Below are 14,580 nucleotides of genomic sequence, written 5' to 3'. Positions count from 1 at the left end.
TGACCGGGCGTCAGCCGGCCTCGGTACGGGCGGCGAACTCCCGTACCAGGCCGGCGACGGCCGGCCCCTGCTCCAGCAGCGCCGACCAGTGGCCGGCCCGCAGGGTGCGGCGGGTCAGCCGGGGTGCCCAGCGCTCCAGCCCGGCGGAGAGCACCGGCCGGACGTACCGGTCGGCGGTGAGGGTGACCAGCTGGACCGGGACGGCGGTGCCGCGCCGCCCCGGGTGGCGCAGCCGGGGGCGGAAGTTGGCGCGGTACAGCTCGATGCCGTGCACCGCGTCGCGCGCCAGGGTCGGCTGGGGGTGTCCGGGGCGCGGGGTGACCCCTTCGCGGCGGGCCAGCAGCCGGGCCCAGTGCCGGGCGAGGCCGTGCCGCCACAGGGCGGGGGCGAGCAGCGGCAGGTGGAAGGCGGCGATGTACCAGGAGTGGGCCGACTGGACGAGCAGCTGGCGCAGGTGGCGCGGGGTGGGCCGGGCCAGCCGGTCGCGGTACCAGTGGCCGACGTGGTCCGGGCAGGGGCCGGACAGGCTGGTGTACGAGGCGATCCGCTGCTCGGCGCCGGGCGAGGTGACGGCCTCCCAGGACTGGATGGAGCCCCAGTCGTGGGCCGCCAGGTGCACCGGCCGGCCGGGGCTGACCGCGTATGCGACCGCGAAGAGGTCGGCGGCCAGCAGCTCCAGCCGGTAGCCGGCCCGGTCGCGCGGCGTCCCGGAGGCGCCGGCGCCGCGTACGTCGTAGCGGACCACATGGTGGTCGGCGGCCAGGTCGGCGGCGATGTCGTCCCAGACCCGGTGGGTGTCGGGGTAGCCGTGCACCAGCAGCACCGTCGGCCGGGCGGGGTCGCCCTGCTCGACGACGGCGAGCGGCAGGCCGCCGGAGTGGACGGTGCGGCGGCGCGGCGGGGCCGGAGTGGTGGTCACCCGCCGAACCTACCCACCGGTAGCACCGTTGTCGACGGTGCGTCCGACTGCGGGTCGCGCCGCGACAGCCCCCCGAACGGAAACAGTCCCCCGAACATGTGTAAGACCTCCGAACCCGCCTTCTCTCCACCGGCAACCCCTCATTCGTACAAGGAGCGCAGGCCGATGCAGCACCCCCTGGAGTTCGGAGTGGCCGTACAGCTGCTCACCCCCACCACTGACGACCGGCCCACCACCAACGACCGGACCGCCACCGACATCCGGACCCAGGCCGACATCCGGGCCGAGGCCCGGCTGTCCTGCCGCCCGCAGGCCCCGTACGAGATCGTGCTCACCCTGCCGCTGGACGGCCCCGAGCCGCTGGAGTGGACCCTGCCGCGCGGGCTGCTGACCGAAGGGCTGTTCCGCGCCTGCCGGCAGGGCGGGGCGGAGGTCCGCCCGGTGCGCCGGGACGGGCGGCGGGCCGTCCGGCTCACGCTGGCCTCCCCCGGCGGCGAGGTGGCGCTGGAGGCACCGGCGGGCGCACTGGGCGCCTGGCTGGAGCGGTCGCTGCGGGAGCTGCCGTACCCGGCGGCGGCCCGGCGGCGCCGTCCGCAGCCGCTGCCGGTCTGGGAGGACCTGCTGTACCCGGTGCCGCTCCCCCGCCGCCGGGGCGCGGACGCCGACGCGCGCCCCACCCGCCTCGGCGCGCCGGACCGCGACGGTGCCGGACCGCGTCGGCAGCCCTAGCCTGAACAGCAGTCACTTCTCCGAGGAGGCACAGGATGAGCAGCGCGCTGCCGGAGTTCCCCGCGGACTTCCGGTGGGGGGTGTCCACCGCCGCGTACCAGATCGAAGGCGCGGTCACCGAGGACGGCCGGGGGCGGTCCGTCTGGGACACCTTCACCCACACCCCCGGGCACGTCCGCGACGGCCAGACCGGGGACACCGCCTGCGACCACTACCACCGCTGGCCCGAGGACATCGCCCTGCTGGCCGACCTGGGGGTGGGCGGCTACCGCTTCTCCATCGCCTGGCCCCGCATCCAGCCCGACGGCAGCGGACCGGCCAACCCCAAGGGGCTGGACTTCTACGACCGGCTGGTCGACGCCCTGCTCGCCGCCGGCGTCACCCCGCTGCCCACCCTCTTCCACTGGGACCTCCCGCAGGCCCTGGAGGACACCGGCGGCTGGCTGAACCGCGACACCGCCCACCGGTTCGCCGAGTACGCCGCCGTCACGGCGGACCGCCTCAGCGACCGGGTCCCGGCCTGGATCACCCTCAACGAGCCCTTCGTGCACACGGTCTACGGCTACGCCCTCGGCATCCACGCCCCCGGCCGCACCCTGATGCTCGACGCGCTGCCGACCGCCCACCACCAGCTGCTGGGCCATGGGCTGGCGGCCACGGCGCTGCGCGACCGGGGCCTGGAGGTGATGATCGCCAACAACCTCACCCCGGTCCACCCGGCCGGCGACGACCCGGCCGACGTGGCAGCGGCCACCGCCTACGACACCCTGCACAACCGGCTGTTCACCGACCCGCTGCTGCTCGGCCGCTACCCCGACCTGGCCGCCCTCGGCCTGCCCGCCGACCCGCCGTACGTCCACGACGGCGACCTGGCGGCCATCGCCGCGCCGCTCGACGCGCTCGGCGTCAACTACTACCACCCGACCCGGGTCGCCGCCGCCGACCCCGGCGGCGGGCTGCCGTTCACCCTGCCGCCGATCGAGGGCGTACCGACCACCGCCTTCGGCTGGCCCGTGGTGCCCGAGGGCCTTGACGAACTGCTCACCGGACTGCGCGACCGGTACGGGGCCGCGCTCCCGCCCATCACCATCACCGAGAACGGCTGCTCCGTCGCGGACACGGTGGACGGCGACGGCCGGGTCCGCGACACCGCGCGCATCGACTACCTGGACGGACATCTGCGGGCGCTGCACCGGGCGATGGCGGCGGGGGTGGAGGTGCGCGGCTACTTCATCTGGTCGCTGCTGGACAACTTCGAGTGGGCCGAGGGCTACCACCAGCGGTTCGGCCTGGTCCATGTCGACTACGCCACCCAGCGGCGCACCCCCAAGGACTCCTACCACTGGCTGCGCGCGGCCCTGGGCCGCCGGGGCTGACGCCGACACCGCCGGACGGCGGCACCCCGCGTCACCCCCCGCCCGGGACGTCGTTGTACGCGGCGTGGAGACCACCCGCATCCCCCGGCAGCTCCCGCCGCCCCCGGCGGAGGCCGCCCGCAACCGGCCGTCGCCCGCCGGCTGGCTGGACACCCCGCTCTTCGCCTCGCTGGCCGAGCAGTGGCGCGCCATCGGCCGAGCCGTCCCCGGCCAACCCGACACCGAATGGAACGACCTCACCCGCCGCCCCCCGACCTGACCCGCGCCACCCGGGGTATTTGCCGCGCCTCCCGGTGAGGCGGAGGATGTCCCGCGACGAAGGCGACCACTGGGAGAGGGTGACCGCATGGCTGCGAGGCCGCTGCTGAACCGCAGGTTGGAGGGGCTGGGGACGACGATCTTCGCGGAGATGTCCGCGCTGGCCGTCGCCACCGGGGCGATCAACCTGGGCCAGGGCTTCCCGGACACCGACGGGCCCGCCGAGGTGGCCGAGGCGGCGGTGCGGGCGATCCGCGACGGGCGCGGCAACCAGTACCCGCCGGGCCCCGGCGTCCCCGAGCTGCGGCAGGCCGTCGCGGAGCACCAGCTGCGGTTCCACGGCCTGGCGTACGACCCGGACACCGAGGTGCTGGTCACGGCCGGCGCCACCGAGGCCATCGCCGCCGCCCTGCTCGCGGTGCTGGAGCCGGGCGACGAGGTCATCGCGCTGGAGCCGTTCTACGACTCGTACGCCGCCTGCATCGCCATGGCCGGCGCCGTCCGCGTCCCGCTGACGCTGCGGCCGCCGGCCTTCCGACCGGATCTGGACGAGTTGCGAGGGCTGATCACCCCGCGCACCCGGCTGCTGCTGATCAACACCCCGCACAATCCGACGGGCACCGTGCTCACCGCCGACGAACTGGCCGCCATCGCGGAACTGGCCGTCGAGCACGACCTGCTGGTCGTCACCGACGAGGTCTACGAGCACCTGGTCTTCGAGGGCGGCCACCATCCGATCGCCGCCCTGCCCGGCATGCGGGAGCGCACCGTCTCCATCTCCTCCGCCGGCAAGACCTTCTCCTTCACCGGCTGGAAGGTGGGCTGGGTGACCGCCGCCCCGGCGCTGGTCGCGGCCGTCCGCACGGCCAAGCAGTACCTGACCTACGTCAGCGCCGGGCCGTTCCAGTACGCCGTGGCCGAGGCGCTGCGGCTGCCCGACGCGTACTTCGACGGGCTGCGCGCCGATCTGCACCGCAAGCGCGAGCTGCTCTGCGACGGCCTCACCGCCGCCGGCTTCGAGGTCTTCCGGCCGGCCGGCACCTACTTCATCACCACCGACATCACCCCGCTCGGTGAGAAGGACGGCCTGGCCTTCTGCCGCACCCTGCCGGAGCGCTGCGGCGTGGTGGCCGTCCCCAATGTCGTCTTCTACGACGACACCGCGGCCGGCCGCTCCCTGGTCCGTTTCACCTTCTGCAAGCGGGACGAGGTGCTCAAGGACGCCGCCGGCCGCCTCCAGCAGCTCCGGGGCTGACCCCGGCAGGGGGCGCGGGCGGGCCCGCGCCCCCTGGTGGCGGGGTGGCCGGGGTGGGTCAGGGGGTGGCCGGGGTGACGGGGGTGACCTTCTGGCGGAAGGCCGCGAGGCAGGGCTCGCAGTACTGCTCGGCGGCCGGTTCGTCGTCCTGGACGGGTTGGACCGCCGCGTCCCGGTGCAGTTCGCGGCCGCACAGGGCGACATCGGCCCCGCTCGCCACCACGTGCCAGAAGTCCACCGGACGGTGGTCGCCGGCCGCCGCCGGTCCGTGTTCCGCTCGCATCTCGTGCATTGACTGCCTCCAGGGCATCGTGCCGCAGCGCGGTCCGCGGGCCGCACGCCGATCGGCCCGGCCGGGCGTCGCGCCGCCAACCATGCCTACACCGGAACGGTAAGCGCGAACGGGCGCCGGGGCACGCCGGGCGGCCCGACCGAACGACCCGCCGCCGGGCACCGGCCGCTGCGCCGATCGGCTGACGCTGCCTCACCCCCCGGTCGGCCTAAGGCCGCCGGGTCACCCACACCGGGGGCGCGCACTGTCGTCCACGCGCCCCCCAATTGGCCGTGCACCGGTAAACCCGTAGCACCTTTCGCCCTCTTGTCAAGACCACGCCCATCGCCCACAGCCCGGCGGCTATGCTCCTGGTTGCGCAGCGCGCCGAGGTGATTACCGCAGGTCAGGGCTGGCTGCTGCGCTCCCGGCGAGCGGCGCGCGCCCTGGTGTGCGCCCGCAGCGCCACAGACACCGGGTGCCCGACCGCTTCACCCGATCGGCCGTACCCCAGCGCACCGCCCGGTCGTTGTCCCGATTGTCGTTCCTGACCTTTCAACTGCTTGAGGATGCCGATGGTTCGTACTGGAACGCCATCCGGAGGCCGCCGGGCCGCCTCCGCCCTCGTCTGGATACTCCCGCCCGTCCTGATGGCGGCGTGCACCGCAGGGGCGATGACCACGGTCTCGGCGACGATCCGGCTCCAGGTCGCCTGGTGCGGCGCGGTGGCGACGGCCGGCATGCTGCTGATCGCCACCGAGACCGCCCGCCGGGGCCGGTCGATCACCGTGCTGCGCCGTCGGCAGGCCGAGCAGGAGGCCGAGCTGCACCGCAGGCTGGCCGAGCAGGAGGCCGGTACGGTACGGCTGGCCAAGACGCTGCTGCCCGCGGTGGTCGCCCGGCTCCAGCGCGGCGAGCGCGCCACCGAAGTGCTGCGCAGCGCCGCCCATGAGGCCGAGCTCGACCCGGACTTCACCCCCACCCACCAGGCCGTGCTGAGCACCGTGGTGGAGGCGGTGGTCATCGAGGAGGACCTGCGCGACTCCGCGCAGCGCGCGTTCGTCAACATCGCCCGCCGGGTGCAGGCCATCGTCCACCAGCAGGCGCAGGACCTGCGGGAGATGGAGAACCGGCACGGCGACAACCCCGACGTCTTCGGGGATCTGCTGCACATCGACCACGGCAACGCCCTGATCGGGCGGCTGGCCGACAGCATCGCGGTGCTGGGCGGCGCCCGGCCGGGCCGGCAGTGGAGCCAGCCGGTGAGCATGTTCAGCGTGCTGCGCGGCGCCATGTCGCGGATCATCGACTACCAGCGGGTCGACCTGCACTCGGTGGCCGAGGTGGCGGTGGTCGGCCCGACGGCCGAGCCGCTGATCCACGCGCTGGCCGAGCTGCTGGACAACGCCACCCGGTACTCGCCGCCGCAGACCAGGGTGCATCTGACGGCGACCGTGGTGCAGACCGGGGTGGCGATCGAGATCGAGGACGGCGGGCTGGGCATGGGCGACGAGGCCCGGGGGCGCGCCGAGCGGGTGCTGACCCAGGCGTCGGCCGGGCTGGACCTGACCGACCTGGGCGAGACGCCGCGCCTGGGCCTGGCGGTGGTGGGCCGGCTGGCCCAGGCGAACGGCTTCCAGGTGTCGCTGCGGCAGTCCGCCTACGCGGGGGTCCGCGCGGTGCTGGTGGTCCCCGGGGACGTACTGACCTCGGTGCCGCCGCCGCGGGCGATGCCCGGCCCCGGCACCATGCCGCCGCCGCGGCCGATGCCGACCCGCCCGGCGCAGCCGCGTCCGGGCCGGGCGCCGGTCCAGTTGGAGGAGGAGCCGGTCGAGGTGGAGCACAACGCCTACGGGCTGCCGCAGCGCCGCCGCCGGCACGCCTCGCCACCAGCGGCGCGCCGGGCGGCGGCCCCGGCCCCGGCACCCGCCCCGGCCAGGGCTTCGGCGCCCGGCGGGGCGAGCGCCGAAGCACCCGTGCAACCCGGCATCTGGCTGGCGGCCTTCCAGGCCGGCGTCTCCGGTGAGGCGCTGCCTGCCGGGCCGCCCGGCCGGCGGCCGGCCGACGAGTCGTTGGAAGAGGGGGAGTAGCAGTGTTGCAGCAGCAGCGGCCCAACATGGACTGGATGCTCCAGGACCTGGCGACCGGTGTCCCGCACACCCGCCAGGTGGTGGTGCTGTCCTCGGACGGCCTGCGGATGGCCCAGTACGGCACCGACGCGGACACCGCCGACCGGCTCGCCGCCGCCTGCGCCGGGCTGCAGAGCCTGTCGGCGGCGGTCGCCGCCGAGTTCCCGCACGGCAACGGGCAGATGCGGCTGGTGGTGATCGAGATCGACGCCGGCTTCTTCTACCTGATGGCGGCGGGCGCCGGGGCGTACCTCGCGGTGCTGGCCGACGAGGGGGTGGACGCCGGGCTGATGGGCCACCGGATGCGCGACCTGGTCGCCCGGATCGGTGAGCATCTGACCAGCCCGCCCCGCGTCGACGGATCGGTCGCCACATGAGCGCACCGGGCGGTGAGGCGGACACCGGCGGTCCGGAGCGGCTGTATGTGATCACCGGCGGCCGCAGTCGGCCGACCGGCCCGGCCGAACTCGACCTGGTCACCCTGGTGGTGGCCCGGTCGCTGCCCGAGCCGGGCATGCCACCGGAGCACACCGCCATCGTACGGATGTGCCACTACCCGCTCTCGGTGGCCGAGATCTCCGCCTATCTGGTGCTGCCGGTGAACGCGGTCAAGGTGCTGCTGGCGGATCTGCTGGCCGGCGGCCAGGTGGAGGCACGGGCACCGATCCCGGCGGCGTCGCTCCCCGACATCGAACTCTTGGAGGCGGTGATGCATGGACTCCAGAAGCTCTGAGGAGCTGCTGCCCGGCCCCCGGCAGGAGGACACCCTCCCGGCCTCGGCCACCGCCGCCGTCAAGGTGGTGATCGTCGGCGGCTTCGGGGTCGGCAAGACGACCCTGGTCCGCTCGGTGAGCGAGATCCGTCCGCTGACCACCGAGGAGACGATGACCCAGGCCGGGGTCGGCGTGGACGACACCGCCGGGGTGGAGCGGAAGACCGCGACCACCGTGGCGATGGACTTCGGCCGGATCAGCCTCAACGAGCGGCTGGTGCTCTACCTGTTCGGCACGCCGGGCCAGGAGCGCTTCTGGTTCCTGTGGAACCGGCTGTTCGACGGGGCGCTGGGCGCCGTCGTGCTGATCGACACCCGTCGGCTGGAGGTCAGCTTCGACGTGATCGGCCGGTTAGAGGAGCGCGGCGTGCCGTTCGTGGTCGCCGTGAACGCCTTCCCGGACGCCCCGGCGCATCCGGTGGCGGAGCTGCGGGCGGCCCTGGACCTGGACGCCACGGTCCCGATGGTGGACTGCGACGCCCGGCGGCGCAGCTCCAGCCGGGACGTCCTGCTCACCCTGATGCGCTACCTGTACACCCTCACCGCCTCCCGGGAGCCGCAGTGACCGCACCCCCGCCCCACCACGCCCGCAGCGCCGCCCCTCCCCCGGGCTGCCCCGCGCACGCCCACACCGGGGCACCCGCCGGCACACCCGCCGGGCCGCACGCCGATCCGTACGCCGCTCCGTACGCCGACGACGCCGACGACGCCGACAGCGGCCCGGTACGGTTCTACGGGCCGGCCGCGGAGGCCGACCCGATGGGCCTGTACGAGGAGCTGCGCACCCGGCACGGGCCGGTCGCTCCGGTGCTGCTGGACGGCGACGTACCGGCCTGGCTGGTGCTCGGCTACCGGGAGAACCTGGAGGTCATGCGGGCGCCCAACCGCTTCTCCCGGGACTCCCGGATCTGGCGGGACTGGCGGGAGGGGCGGGTCTCGGAGGACTCCCCGCTGCTGCCCATGGTGAGCTGGCGGCCGGACTGCATCTCGGCGGACGGCGAGGAGCACCAGCGGCTGCGCACCCCGGTCACCGAGAGTCTGGAGCGGTTCGACCGGCGCGGGGTGCGCCGCCACACCCACCGGGTCGCCAACCAGCTGATCGATGCCTTCTGCGCCGACGGTGGCGCCGAGCTGCTGGTCCAGTACGCGCAGCATGTGCCGATGCTGGTGCTGACCCATCTGCTGGGGCTGCCGGAGTCGGAGGGCCCCCGGCTGGTGGCGGCCAGCTCCGACCTGATGACCGGCACCGAGCAGGCCGGCCGCGCCAATGAGTACATCCTGGGGACGCTGCGGGACCTGGTGGCGCGCAAGCGCGCCGATCCCGGCCCCGACCTGGCCTCCTGGCTGGCCGCCCACCCGGCGGGGTTCACCGACGAGGAGGTGCGGCACCATCTGCGGCTGGTGCTGGTGGCGGCCAACGCCACCACCATCAACCTGATCGCCAACACGCTCCAGGTGGTGCTGACCGACCGCCGCTTCCGGGCATCGCTGGCGGGGGTGCGGATGACCGTCGCCGACGCGGTGGAGCAGGTGCTGTGGAACGAGCCGCCGCTGACCGCCTGCCCAGGCGGCTGGGCGGTGGACGACACCGAGTTGGGCGGGCAGCACATCCGGGCAGGGGACATGGTGCTGCTGGGCCTGGCCGCCGGGAACGTCGACAGCTCGGTCCGACCGGACCCGGCGGCTCCGGTACGCGGCAACCGCTCGCATCTGGCGTTCAGCAGCGGCCCGCACATGTGCCCCGGCCAGGACATCGGCCGGGCGATCACCGACGCCGCCGTGGACTGCCTGCTGGTCCGGCTGCCCGATGTGCGGCTGGCCGTCGGGGAGTCCCAGCTGACCTGGCACTCCTCGATCTGGGCCCGCCATCTGGCCGCGCTGCCGGTGGTGTACGCCCCGCGCCGGCCGGAGCCCGACCCGGCGCTCGCCCCGCCGACCCGGATCGCCCCGCCGCCGGAGGCCGCCGACGAGGCCGCTGCGGAGGGCACCGACGAGGACACCGCCGGCGAGGACACCGCCGAGGGGACCCCGCTGCGGCCTGCGGGCGGCCCGGTCCCGGTGGCGGCCGGGCCGGGGGAGCCGTCCTGGTGGCAGCTCACCACCCGGTGGTTCTTCGGACGGTGACGGGGGCTCGCGTCTCCCGGTGTCGGCGGCGCTCCTCCGGGGGCGCCGCCGACTGCTGCCCACGGGTGGCGCTCGGCATCGGCGCCCCGGTCGCGGCGGCGGTGCTCAGGAGGGGTCGCTGTCGGGGGCCACCAGGGCCTGGGTCAGCGGGGCGCGGGCCAGGACCACCGCACCGCCGGCGACCAGGCCCACGCCCAGCACCTCCGGTACCAGCCACCAGCCCGCGCGGATGTGCTCCTGGTACAGCGTCACCCCCAGCGACAGGCTGACCAGCGCGTCCCCCAGGGTCAGGGCCGGCTGCGAGGCCACCAGCGGCCCGGACTGCATGGCGTTCTCCAGCAGGAAGAGCGCGGCCACCCCGGCGGCGGCGAAGCCGTAGGTCTGCCAGCTGGTGAAGAAGTCACCGATCCCGCCGGCCTGCCAGATACGGGTGGCCGACTTCATCAGCGCGGCGGTGAGGGCGTAGCCGACGGCGGCGGCCAGGCCGAAGCAGGCCGCCCGGGTCGGGCCCGCCGGGCGGCGCAGCGCCGTACCGACGAGCAGCACCACCACGCCGCAGCAGCAGGCGAGCCCCAGGATCCAGCGGCCGGTGCCGGGCTGCTGCACTCCGGCGGACGGCGCGGCCGCGGCCAGGGCGATGCCCAGCCCGATCACGATCGCGGCGACCCCGGTCCAGGCCCGGTGCGGCATCCGCTGCTTCAGTACGAGGCCGCCGATCAGCAGCGCGAACGGCAGCTCCAGTACGAAGATCGGCTGGACCAGGGAGAGCGCCCCGTTGGTCAGTGCCAGGGCCTGGAAGCCGGCCGCCGCCATGACGGCGCCCATGCCGCCGAGCCACACCGGCCGGTGCACCAGCTCGACCAGCAGCCGCAGCCGGAAGCCCACCGAGAGCGGCACCGTCCGGGCCGCATACCGCTGGAGGGCGGTGGCCAGCGCATTGCTGACCGCCGCCAGCAGCGAGAACACCACCGCGAGCGCAGTCTGCACCGGCACCTCCTCGGGATCTCAGCGGTCCGCCCCTCACGCTACGTGACCGCCCGGCGCCGGGCAGCCCGGCGCGGCCGAGGCGTACCGGGAACGCAGCAGGCCGCACCGGGTCGCCGTGCCCGGAAGGGCGGCGGCGGGCCGGTGCGGCCTGCGGGGGTGACGCGGGTCAGGCGGCGGGCTGGCCGGCCGCGTCGGCCACCTGCGCGAGCAGCGCGGGCAGCTTCTCGATGATCTCCTCGTCGTTGGCCGGGTGGGTCTCGGCGAAGCGGACGACGGAGCCGGGGACGGAGAGCTTGACCTCCTCCAGCACGGTGGCGCCGGCGATGCCGGCCGCCTTGCGCGCCGCGTCCTGCGCCCACACGCCGCCGTACTGGCCGTAGGCGGTGCCGACGACCGCCACCGGCTTGCCCACGAAGGCACCGGCGCCGTAGGGGCGGGAGTACCAGTCGATGGCGTTCTTCAGGACGGCCGGGAGGGTGCCGTTGTACTCCGGGGAGAAGAGCAGGAAGGCGTCGGCCTGCGCGCCGGCCTCGCGGAGCTTGCCGGCGGCGGCCGGGACGGAGCCCTCGACGTCGTTGTCCTCGTTGTAGAAGGGGACGTCGGCCAGGCCCTCGAAGATCTCGACCTCGACGCCCTCCGGGGCGAGCTTGACGGCGGCCTCGGCAAGCTGGCGGTTGTGCGAGCCGGCACGGAGGCTGCCGACGAGAGCGAGTACGCGGACGGTCATGGGAACTCCCGGGGGGCGGAGTGGAAATCGGTAAGGACAACAAGCGGACCGTGGTCCGGTACTAGGTTGTAGCACGCTAAGCGGACCTCGGTCCACTTGTCCTGGGTGGGCGCTACCCTGAGCAGATGACTCCCTCCCCCCTCACCCCGGGATCACCACACCCGACGCCGGCGGCGGTGTGTACGCCGCTGCCCATGGCGGACGAGGGTCCGCAGGAGCGGGCGGACGCGGCACGCAACCGCATCCGCCTGCTGGAGGCCGCGTCCCGGCTGGTGGCCGAGCACGGCGCGGAGCATGTGACGATGGAGGCCGTCGCCGCGGCGGCCTCGGTCGGCAAGGGCACGGTCTTCCGGCGGTTCGGCGACCGGGTGGGGCTGATGCTCGCCCTGCTGGACCACGCGGAGCGCGAGCACCAGGCGGCGTTCCTGACCGGGCCCGCCCCGCTGGGGCCCGGGGCACCGCCGGTGGAGCGGCTGGAGGCGTTCGGTGTCGCGACGCTGCGGCACCAGGTCCGGTACCTGGACCTCTTCCTGGCCGCCGACCAGTGTTCGTCGCGGCGCTTCACCGCGCCGCCGCGCCTGGTCCGGGCCGCCCACATCACGACGCTGCTGCGGGAGGCGGGCGTCGGGGGGGATGTCGACCTGCTGACCGAGGCGCTGCTCGGCTTTCTGGACACGGCGCTGATCAGCCACCTGTGCAAGCAGCGCGGGCTGCCGGTGGAGCGGCTGGAGGCGGGGTGGCGGGATCTGGTGGGGCGGCTGGTGCGGTGAGGGTGTCACCGCGGGGACGGCTGGGCGCCCCCACCGGGGCGCCCAGCGGGGCGGTCAGTAGGGCGGTCAGTGGGGGATGGAGTCGATGACTTCCCGGGCGCCCTGGCGCAGGAGGGCCACGGCGACGGAGGTGCCGAGGGTGGCCGGGTCGAGGGGGCCGGCCCATTCGTGGGCGTCCAGGACGGTCTTGCCGTCCGGGCTGAAGACCCGGGCCCGCAGCGAGAGCCGGCCGTCGCGCTCCGCCCTGGCGTAGCCCGCGATCGGGGAGTTGCAGTGGCCCTGGAGGACGTGCAGCAGCATCCGCTCGGCGGTGGTCTCCCGCCAGGCGTCGGTGTCACCGAGGGCGGAGACCGCCGCCACGGTGGCGCTGTCGTCCTCACGGCACTGGAGGGCGAGCACCCCCGCGCCGACCGGCGGGCACATCGCCTCCACCGAGAGGATCTCGCTGATCCGGTCGGTCAGCCCGATCCGCTCCAGCCCGGAGACGGCCAGCAGCAGCGCGTCCGCCTCCCCCGCGTCCAGCTTCTGCAGGCGGCGGTTGGCGTTGCCCCGGAACGGCACGCACTCCAGCTGCGGGTGCGAGACCGCCAGCTGGGCGATCCGCCGTACCGAGGAGGTGCCGATCCGGCTGCCCGGGGGCAGCTCGTCCAGTGTCAGACCGCCCGGGTGCACCACCGCGTCGCGTACGTCGTCGCGCTTGAGGAAGGCGGCGAAGACCGTGCCCGCGGGGAGCGGACGGTCGGCCGGCACATCCTTGACGCAGTGCACCGCCAGGTCCGCCTCACCGGCCAGCAGCGCGGCGTCCACCTCCTTGGTGAACGCGCCCTTGCCGCCGAGCGCCGACAGGGCGCCGGGCCAGCGGTCGCCGGAGGTGGTCACCGGGACGACCTCGGTACGCAGGCCGGGGTGGAGCACGGCCAGCTCGGCGCGGACCCGCTCGACCTGTGCCAGGGCCATCGGCGACGAGCGGGAGACGATGCGGATCAGCTCGGGAGAGGGCATGCCGGACACGATAGGGCGTCAGATCGCCTCGCTCCCAACCGGTCCGGCGAAAGCTCACTCCGTCGGCGCCCTGCCACCGACCCGGTCGGCCGTGCCGGGCGGCTACTCCTCGTCGCGGACGACATGGACGGCCGCCTCCTCCGCCGAGGCACCCGCGCCGTCCACGCCGATGTCGCTGGCGAACAGCTCGGACTCGGTGTCCGGCCGGGCGCCCTCGTCCGGCGCGATCAGGCGGCCGGCCCGCCGGTCCCCGACCTCGCCGTCCACCAGCTCCCCGTCGGTGCCGACGACGTCGCCCAAGCCGTCGCCCTCCGGGCCGGGGGTCTCCGGCCGCTCGCGGGCCAGCCGCCGGTCCAGCGTCTCGCCCCGGTGCTGCTCGTCGGCGGTGGTGCCCCAGTCCTCCACCACCAGAGGTCTGTCCGGCGGCGAGTAGCCCTCGTCGAGCACCTGGTCCACCCCTCGGTCGACCAGGGTGTCCTCGGGCTCCAGCGGGCCGGCGTCCTCGACGACGTCGTCCCCCTGGGGCTGGTAGACCTCGTCACCCATGGTGTTCTCACTCACAGCGGCACCTCGTTCACGCGACCTGTCGGCGAGCCGATCGGTCAGCCCACTTCCGATCGTGTGCCCCGCCGGGCGCCGGGGCAAGCGGCGCCGGGTGCGGTCCGGCCGGGACCCGGTCCCGGCCGGGGTGCTGGAGCGGGCGCCGGACGTCAGGCGGCGACGGCGGGCCGGCTGCGGCGGAGCCGGCCCGCCTCGGTGAGCCCGATGGCCTGCACCTGGCGCTGCGGGTCCTGCACCACCGCGCCCAGGGTGATCAGACCGGCGTCGAGCAGGGCGTCGCAGACGGACGCGGGCAGCGCGGTGTAGCAGTTGCCGGTGCGGGCCGCGGCGTCCCACGGCTGCCAGGAGATGAAGCTGCGGCGGGCGACACGCCCGGTGGTCACCACCAGGTGGACCGGCCGCTGGGGATCACCGACGACCGCCAGCACGGCCTGGGTACCGGCGGGGAGGGTGGAACCAGGACGGGCCCGGTGGCGGGCCTGGCCGGCAAGCGTCGAGTTCATGGAGTGGCAGTCTCCCCGGGTCGGGCGGGCGGCAGGACGTTCGGCTGACTGGACTAATGCCCAGCCGTACCGGGTTCGCACGTGCATTCCGGTCACAAGATCGCGACAGCCGCAGAGTCGCACAGGCCACCGACATCGGCACACCGCCGACCGTGTGCCGCCACCCCGGTGGCCGGTCGCCGCACCCGCGTACCCGC

At 74.8% G+C, this 14,580-nt stretch carries 17 protein-coding genes; 10 read left to right on the top strand and 7 right to left on the bottom strand.

Going from position 1 to position 14,580, the window contains the following annotated elements; translation table 11 throughout:
- Positions 1-10: 10 nt before the first annotated feature.
- Positions 11-919 carry an alpha/beta fold hydrolase gene (locus tag ACIQGZ_RS08350; RefSeq protein WP_402600110.1) on the bottom strand — a complete coding sequence of 303 codons (909 nt, stop codon included), beginning with the start codon at positions 917-919 and terminating at the stop codon, positions 11-13.
- A 165-nt stretch (positions 920-1,084) separates the two neighbouring features.
- On the opposite strand from ACIQGZ_RS08350, the gene ACIQGZ_RS08345 reads away from it, so the two are divergent.
- The 4 genes from ACIQGZ_RS08345 to ACIQGZ_RS08330 all read left to right on the top strand — a co-directional run bounded on the left by ACIQGZ_RS08345 (position 1,085) and on the right by ACIQGZ_RS08330 (position 4,537).
- Positions 1,085-1,648: an SsgA family sporulation/cell division regulator gene (locus ACIQGZ_RS08345; RefSeq protein WP_402600109.1), complete on the top strand. Its 564-nt coding sequence runs from the start codon at positions 1,085-1,087 to the stop codon at positions 1,646-1,648.
- Positions 1,649-1,683: 35 nt separating this feature from the next.
- On the top strand, positions 1,684-3,024 hold the full coding sequence (locus ACIQGZ_RS08340; protein ID WP_402600108.1) for a GH1 family beta-glucosidase: 1,341 nt from the start codon (positions 1,684-1,686) through the stop codon (positions 3,022-3,024).
- 64 nt (positions 3,025-3,088) lie between these two features.
- On the top strand, positions 3,089-3,283 hold the full coding sequence (locus ACIQGZ_RS08335; protein ID WP_402600107.1) for a hypothetical protein: 195 nt from the start codon (positions 3,089-3,091) through the stop codon (positions 3,281-3,283).
- A gap of 87 nt (positions 3,284-3,370) precedes the next feature.
- Positions 3,371-4,537, top strand: coding sequence for a pyridoxal phosphate-dependent aminotransferase (locus ACIQGZ_RS08330; RefSeq protein WP_402600106.1), 1,167 nt, complete (start codon positions 3,371-3,373; stop codon positions 4,535-4,537).
- 58 nt (positions 4,538-4,595) lie between these two features.
- On the opposite strand, the gene ACIQGZ_RS08325 is transcribed toward ACIQGZ_RS08330, so the two are convergent.
- Positions 4,596-4,829 (bottom strand): hypothetical protein, encoded by a 234-nt coding sequence (locus ACIQGZ_RS08325; RefSeq protein WP_402600105.1) that lies wholly within the window; start codon positions 4,827-4,829, stop codon positions 4,596-4,598.
- A 554-nt stretch (positions 4,830-5,383) separates the two neighbouring features.
- Between ACIQGZ_RS08325 and ACIQGZ_RS08320 the strand changes: the two genes are divergently transcribed.
- Genes ACIQGZ_RS08320 through ACIQGZ_RS08300 form a run of 5 tightly spaced genes read left to right on the top strand, consistent with a single transcriptional unit; the run spans position 5,384 to position 9,833 of the window.
- Positions 5,384-6,898, top strand: a complete 1,515-nt coding sequence (locus ACIQGZ_RS08320; protein WP_402600104.1) for a sensor histidine kinase — start codon at positions 5,384-5,386, stop codon at positions 6,896-6,898.
- Positions 6,899-6,924: 26 nt separating this feature from the next.
- Complete coding sequence (locus tag ACIQGZ_RS08315) at positions 6,925-7,314, top strand: roadblock/LC7 domain-containing protein (protein ID WP_402600723.1); 390 nt, start codon at positions 6,925-6,927, stop codon at positions 7,312-7,314.
- Positions 7,311-7,670 carry a DUF742 domain-containing protein gene (locus tag ACIQGZ_RS08310; protein ID WP_402600103.1) on the top strand — a complete coding sequence of 120 codons (360 nt, stop codon included), beginning with the start codon at positions 7,311-7,313 and terminating at the stop codon, positions 7,668-7,670. The genes ACIQGZ_RS08315 and ACIQGZ_RS08310 overlap by 4 nt, the downstream gene beginning before the upstream one ends.
- The gene (locus ACIQGZ_RS08305; protein ID WP_402600102.1) at positions 7,651-8,274 is read left to right on the top strand and encodes a GTP-binding protein; all 624 of its coding nucleotides are present in this window, start codon (positions 7,651-7,653) and stop codon (positions 8,272-8,274) included. The genes ACIQGZ_RS08310 and ACIQGZ_RS08305 overlap by 20 nt, the downstream gene beginning before the upstream one ends.
- The gene (locus ACIQGZ_RS08300; protein ID WP_402600101.1) at positions 8,271-9,833 is read left to right on the top strand and encodes a cytochrome P450; all 1,563 of its coding nucleotides are present in this window, start codon (positions 8,271-8,273) and stop codon (positions 9,831-9,833) included. The genes ACIQGZ_RS08305 and ACIQGZ_RS08300 overlap by 4 nt, the downstream gene beginning before the upstream one ends.
- Positions 9,834-9,938: 105 nt before the next feature.
- Here the strand turns inward: ACIQGZ_RS08300 and ACIQGZ_RS08295 are convergent, their stop codons facing one another.
- Together ACIQGZ_RS08295 and ACIQGZ_RS08290 are read right to left on the bottom strand one after the other, a co-directional pair.
- Positions 9,939-10,820 (bottom strand): DMT family transporter, encoded by an 882-nt coding sequence (locus tag ACIQGZ_RS08295; RefSeq protein WP_402600100.1) that lies wholly within the window; start codon positions 10,818-10,820, stop codon positions 9,939-9,941.
- Between the two features lie 166 nt (positions 10,821-10,986).
- The gene (locus ACIQGZ_RS08290; protein WP_402600099.1) at positions 10,987-11,547 is read right to left on the bottom strand and encodes an NAD(P)H-dependent oxidoreductase; all 561 of its coding nucleotides are present in this window, start codon (positions 11,545-11,547) and stop codon (positions 10,987-10,989) included.
- A 194-nt stretch (positions 11,548-11,741) separates the two neighbouring features.
- On the opposite strand from ACIQGZ_RS08290, the gene ACIQGZ_RS08285 reads away from it, so the two are divergent.
- Entirely contained in the window at positions 11,742-12,317 is a 576-nt protein-coding gene (locus ACIQGZ_RS08285; protein ID WP_402600098.1) for a TetR/AcrR family transcriptional regulator, read from the top strand.
- Between the two features lie 66 nt (positions 12,318-12,383).
- On the opposite strand, the gene hemC is transcribed toward ACIQGZ_RS08285, so the two are convergent.
- The 3 genes from hemC to ACIQGZ_RS08270 form a co-directional block, all read right to left on the bottom strand.
- On the bottom strand, positions 12,384-13,319 hold the full coding sequence (gene hemC, locus ACIQGZ_RS08280) for a hydroxymethylbilane synthase (RefSeq protein WP_402600097.1): 936 nt from the start codon (positions 13,317-13,319) through the stop codon (positions 12,384-12,386).
- 102 nt (positions 13,320-13,421) lie between these two features.
- Positions 13,422-13,865, bottom strand: coding sequence for a DUF5709 domain-containing protein (locus ACIQGZ_RS08275; protein ID WP_402600722.1), 444 nt, complete (start codon positions 13,863-13,865; stop codon positions 13,422-13,424).
- A 164-nt stretch (positions 13,866-14,029) separates the two neighbouring features.
- The gene (locus ACIQGZ_RS08270) at positions 14,030-14,383 is read right to left on the bottom strand and encodes a hypothetical protein (RefSeq protein ID WP_402600096.1); all 354 of its coding nucleotides are present in this window, start codon (positions 14,381-14,383) and stop codon (positions 14,030-14,032) included.
- Positions 14,384-14,580 lie beyond the last annotated feature (197 nt).

It is taken from the genome of Streptomyces sp. NPDC092296, from assembly GCF_044755465.1.
In the GTDB taxonomy this organism is placed as follows: Bacteria; Actinomycetota; Actinomycetes; order Streptomycetales; family Streptomycetaceae; genus Peterkaempfera.
Note: the sequence above shows the minus strand (reverse complement) of the source record. Positions and strands in the feature narration are given on the sequence as shown.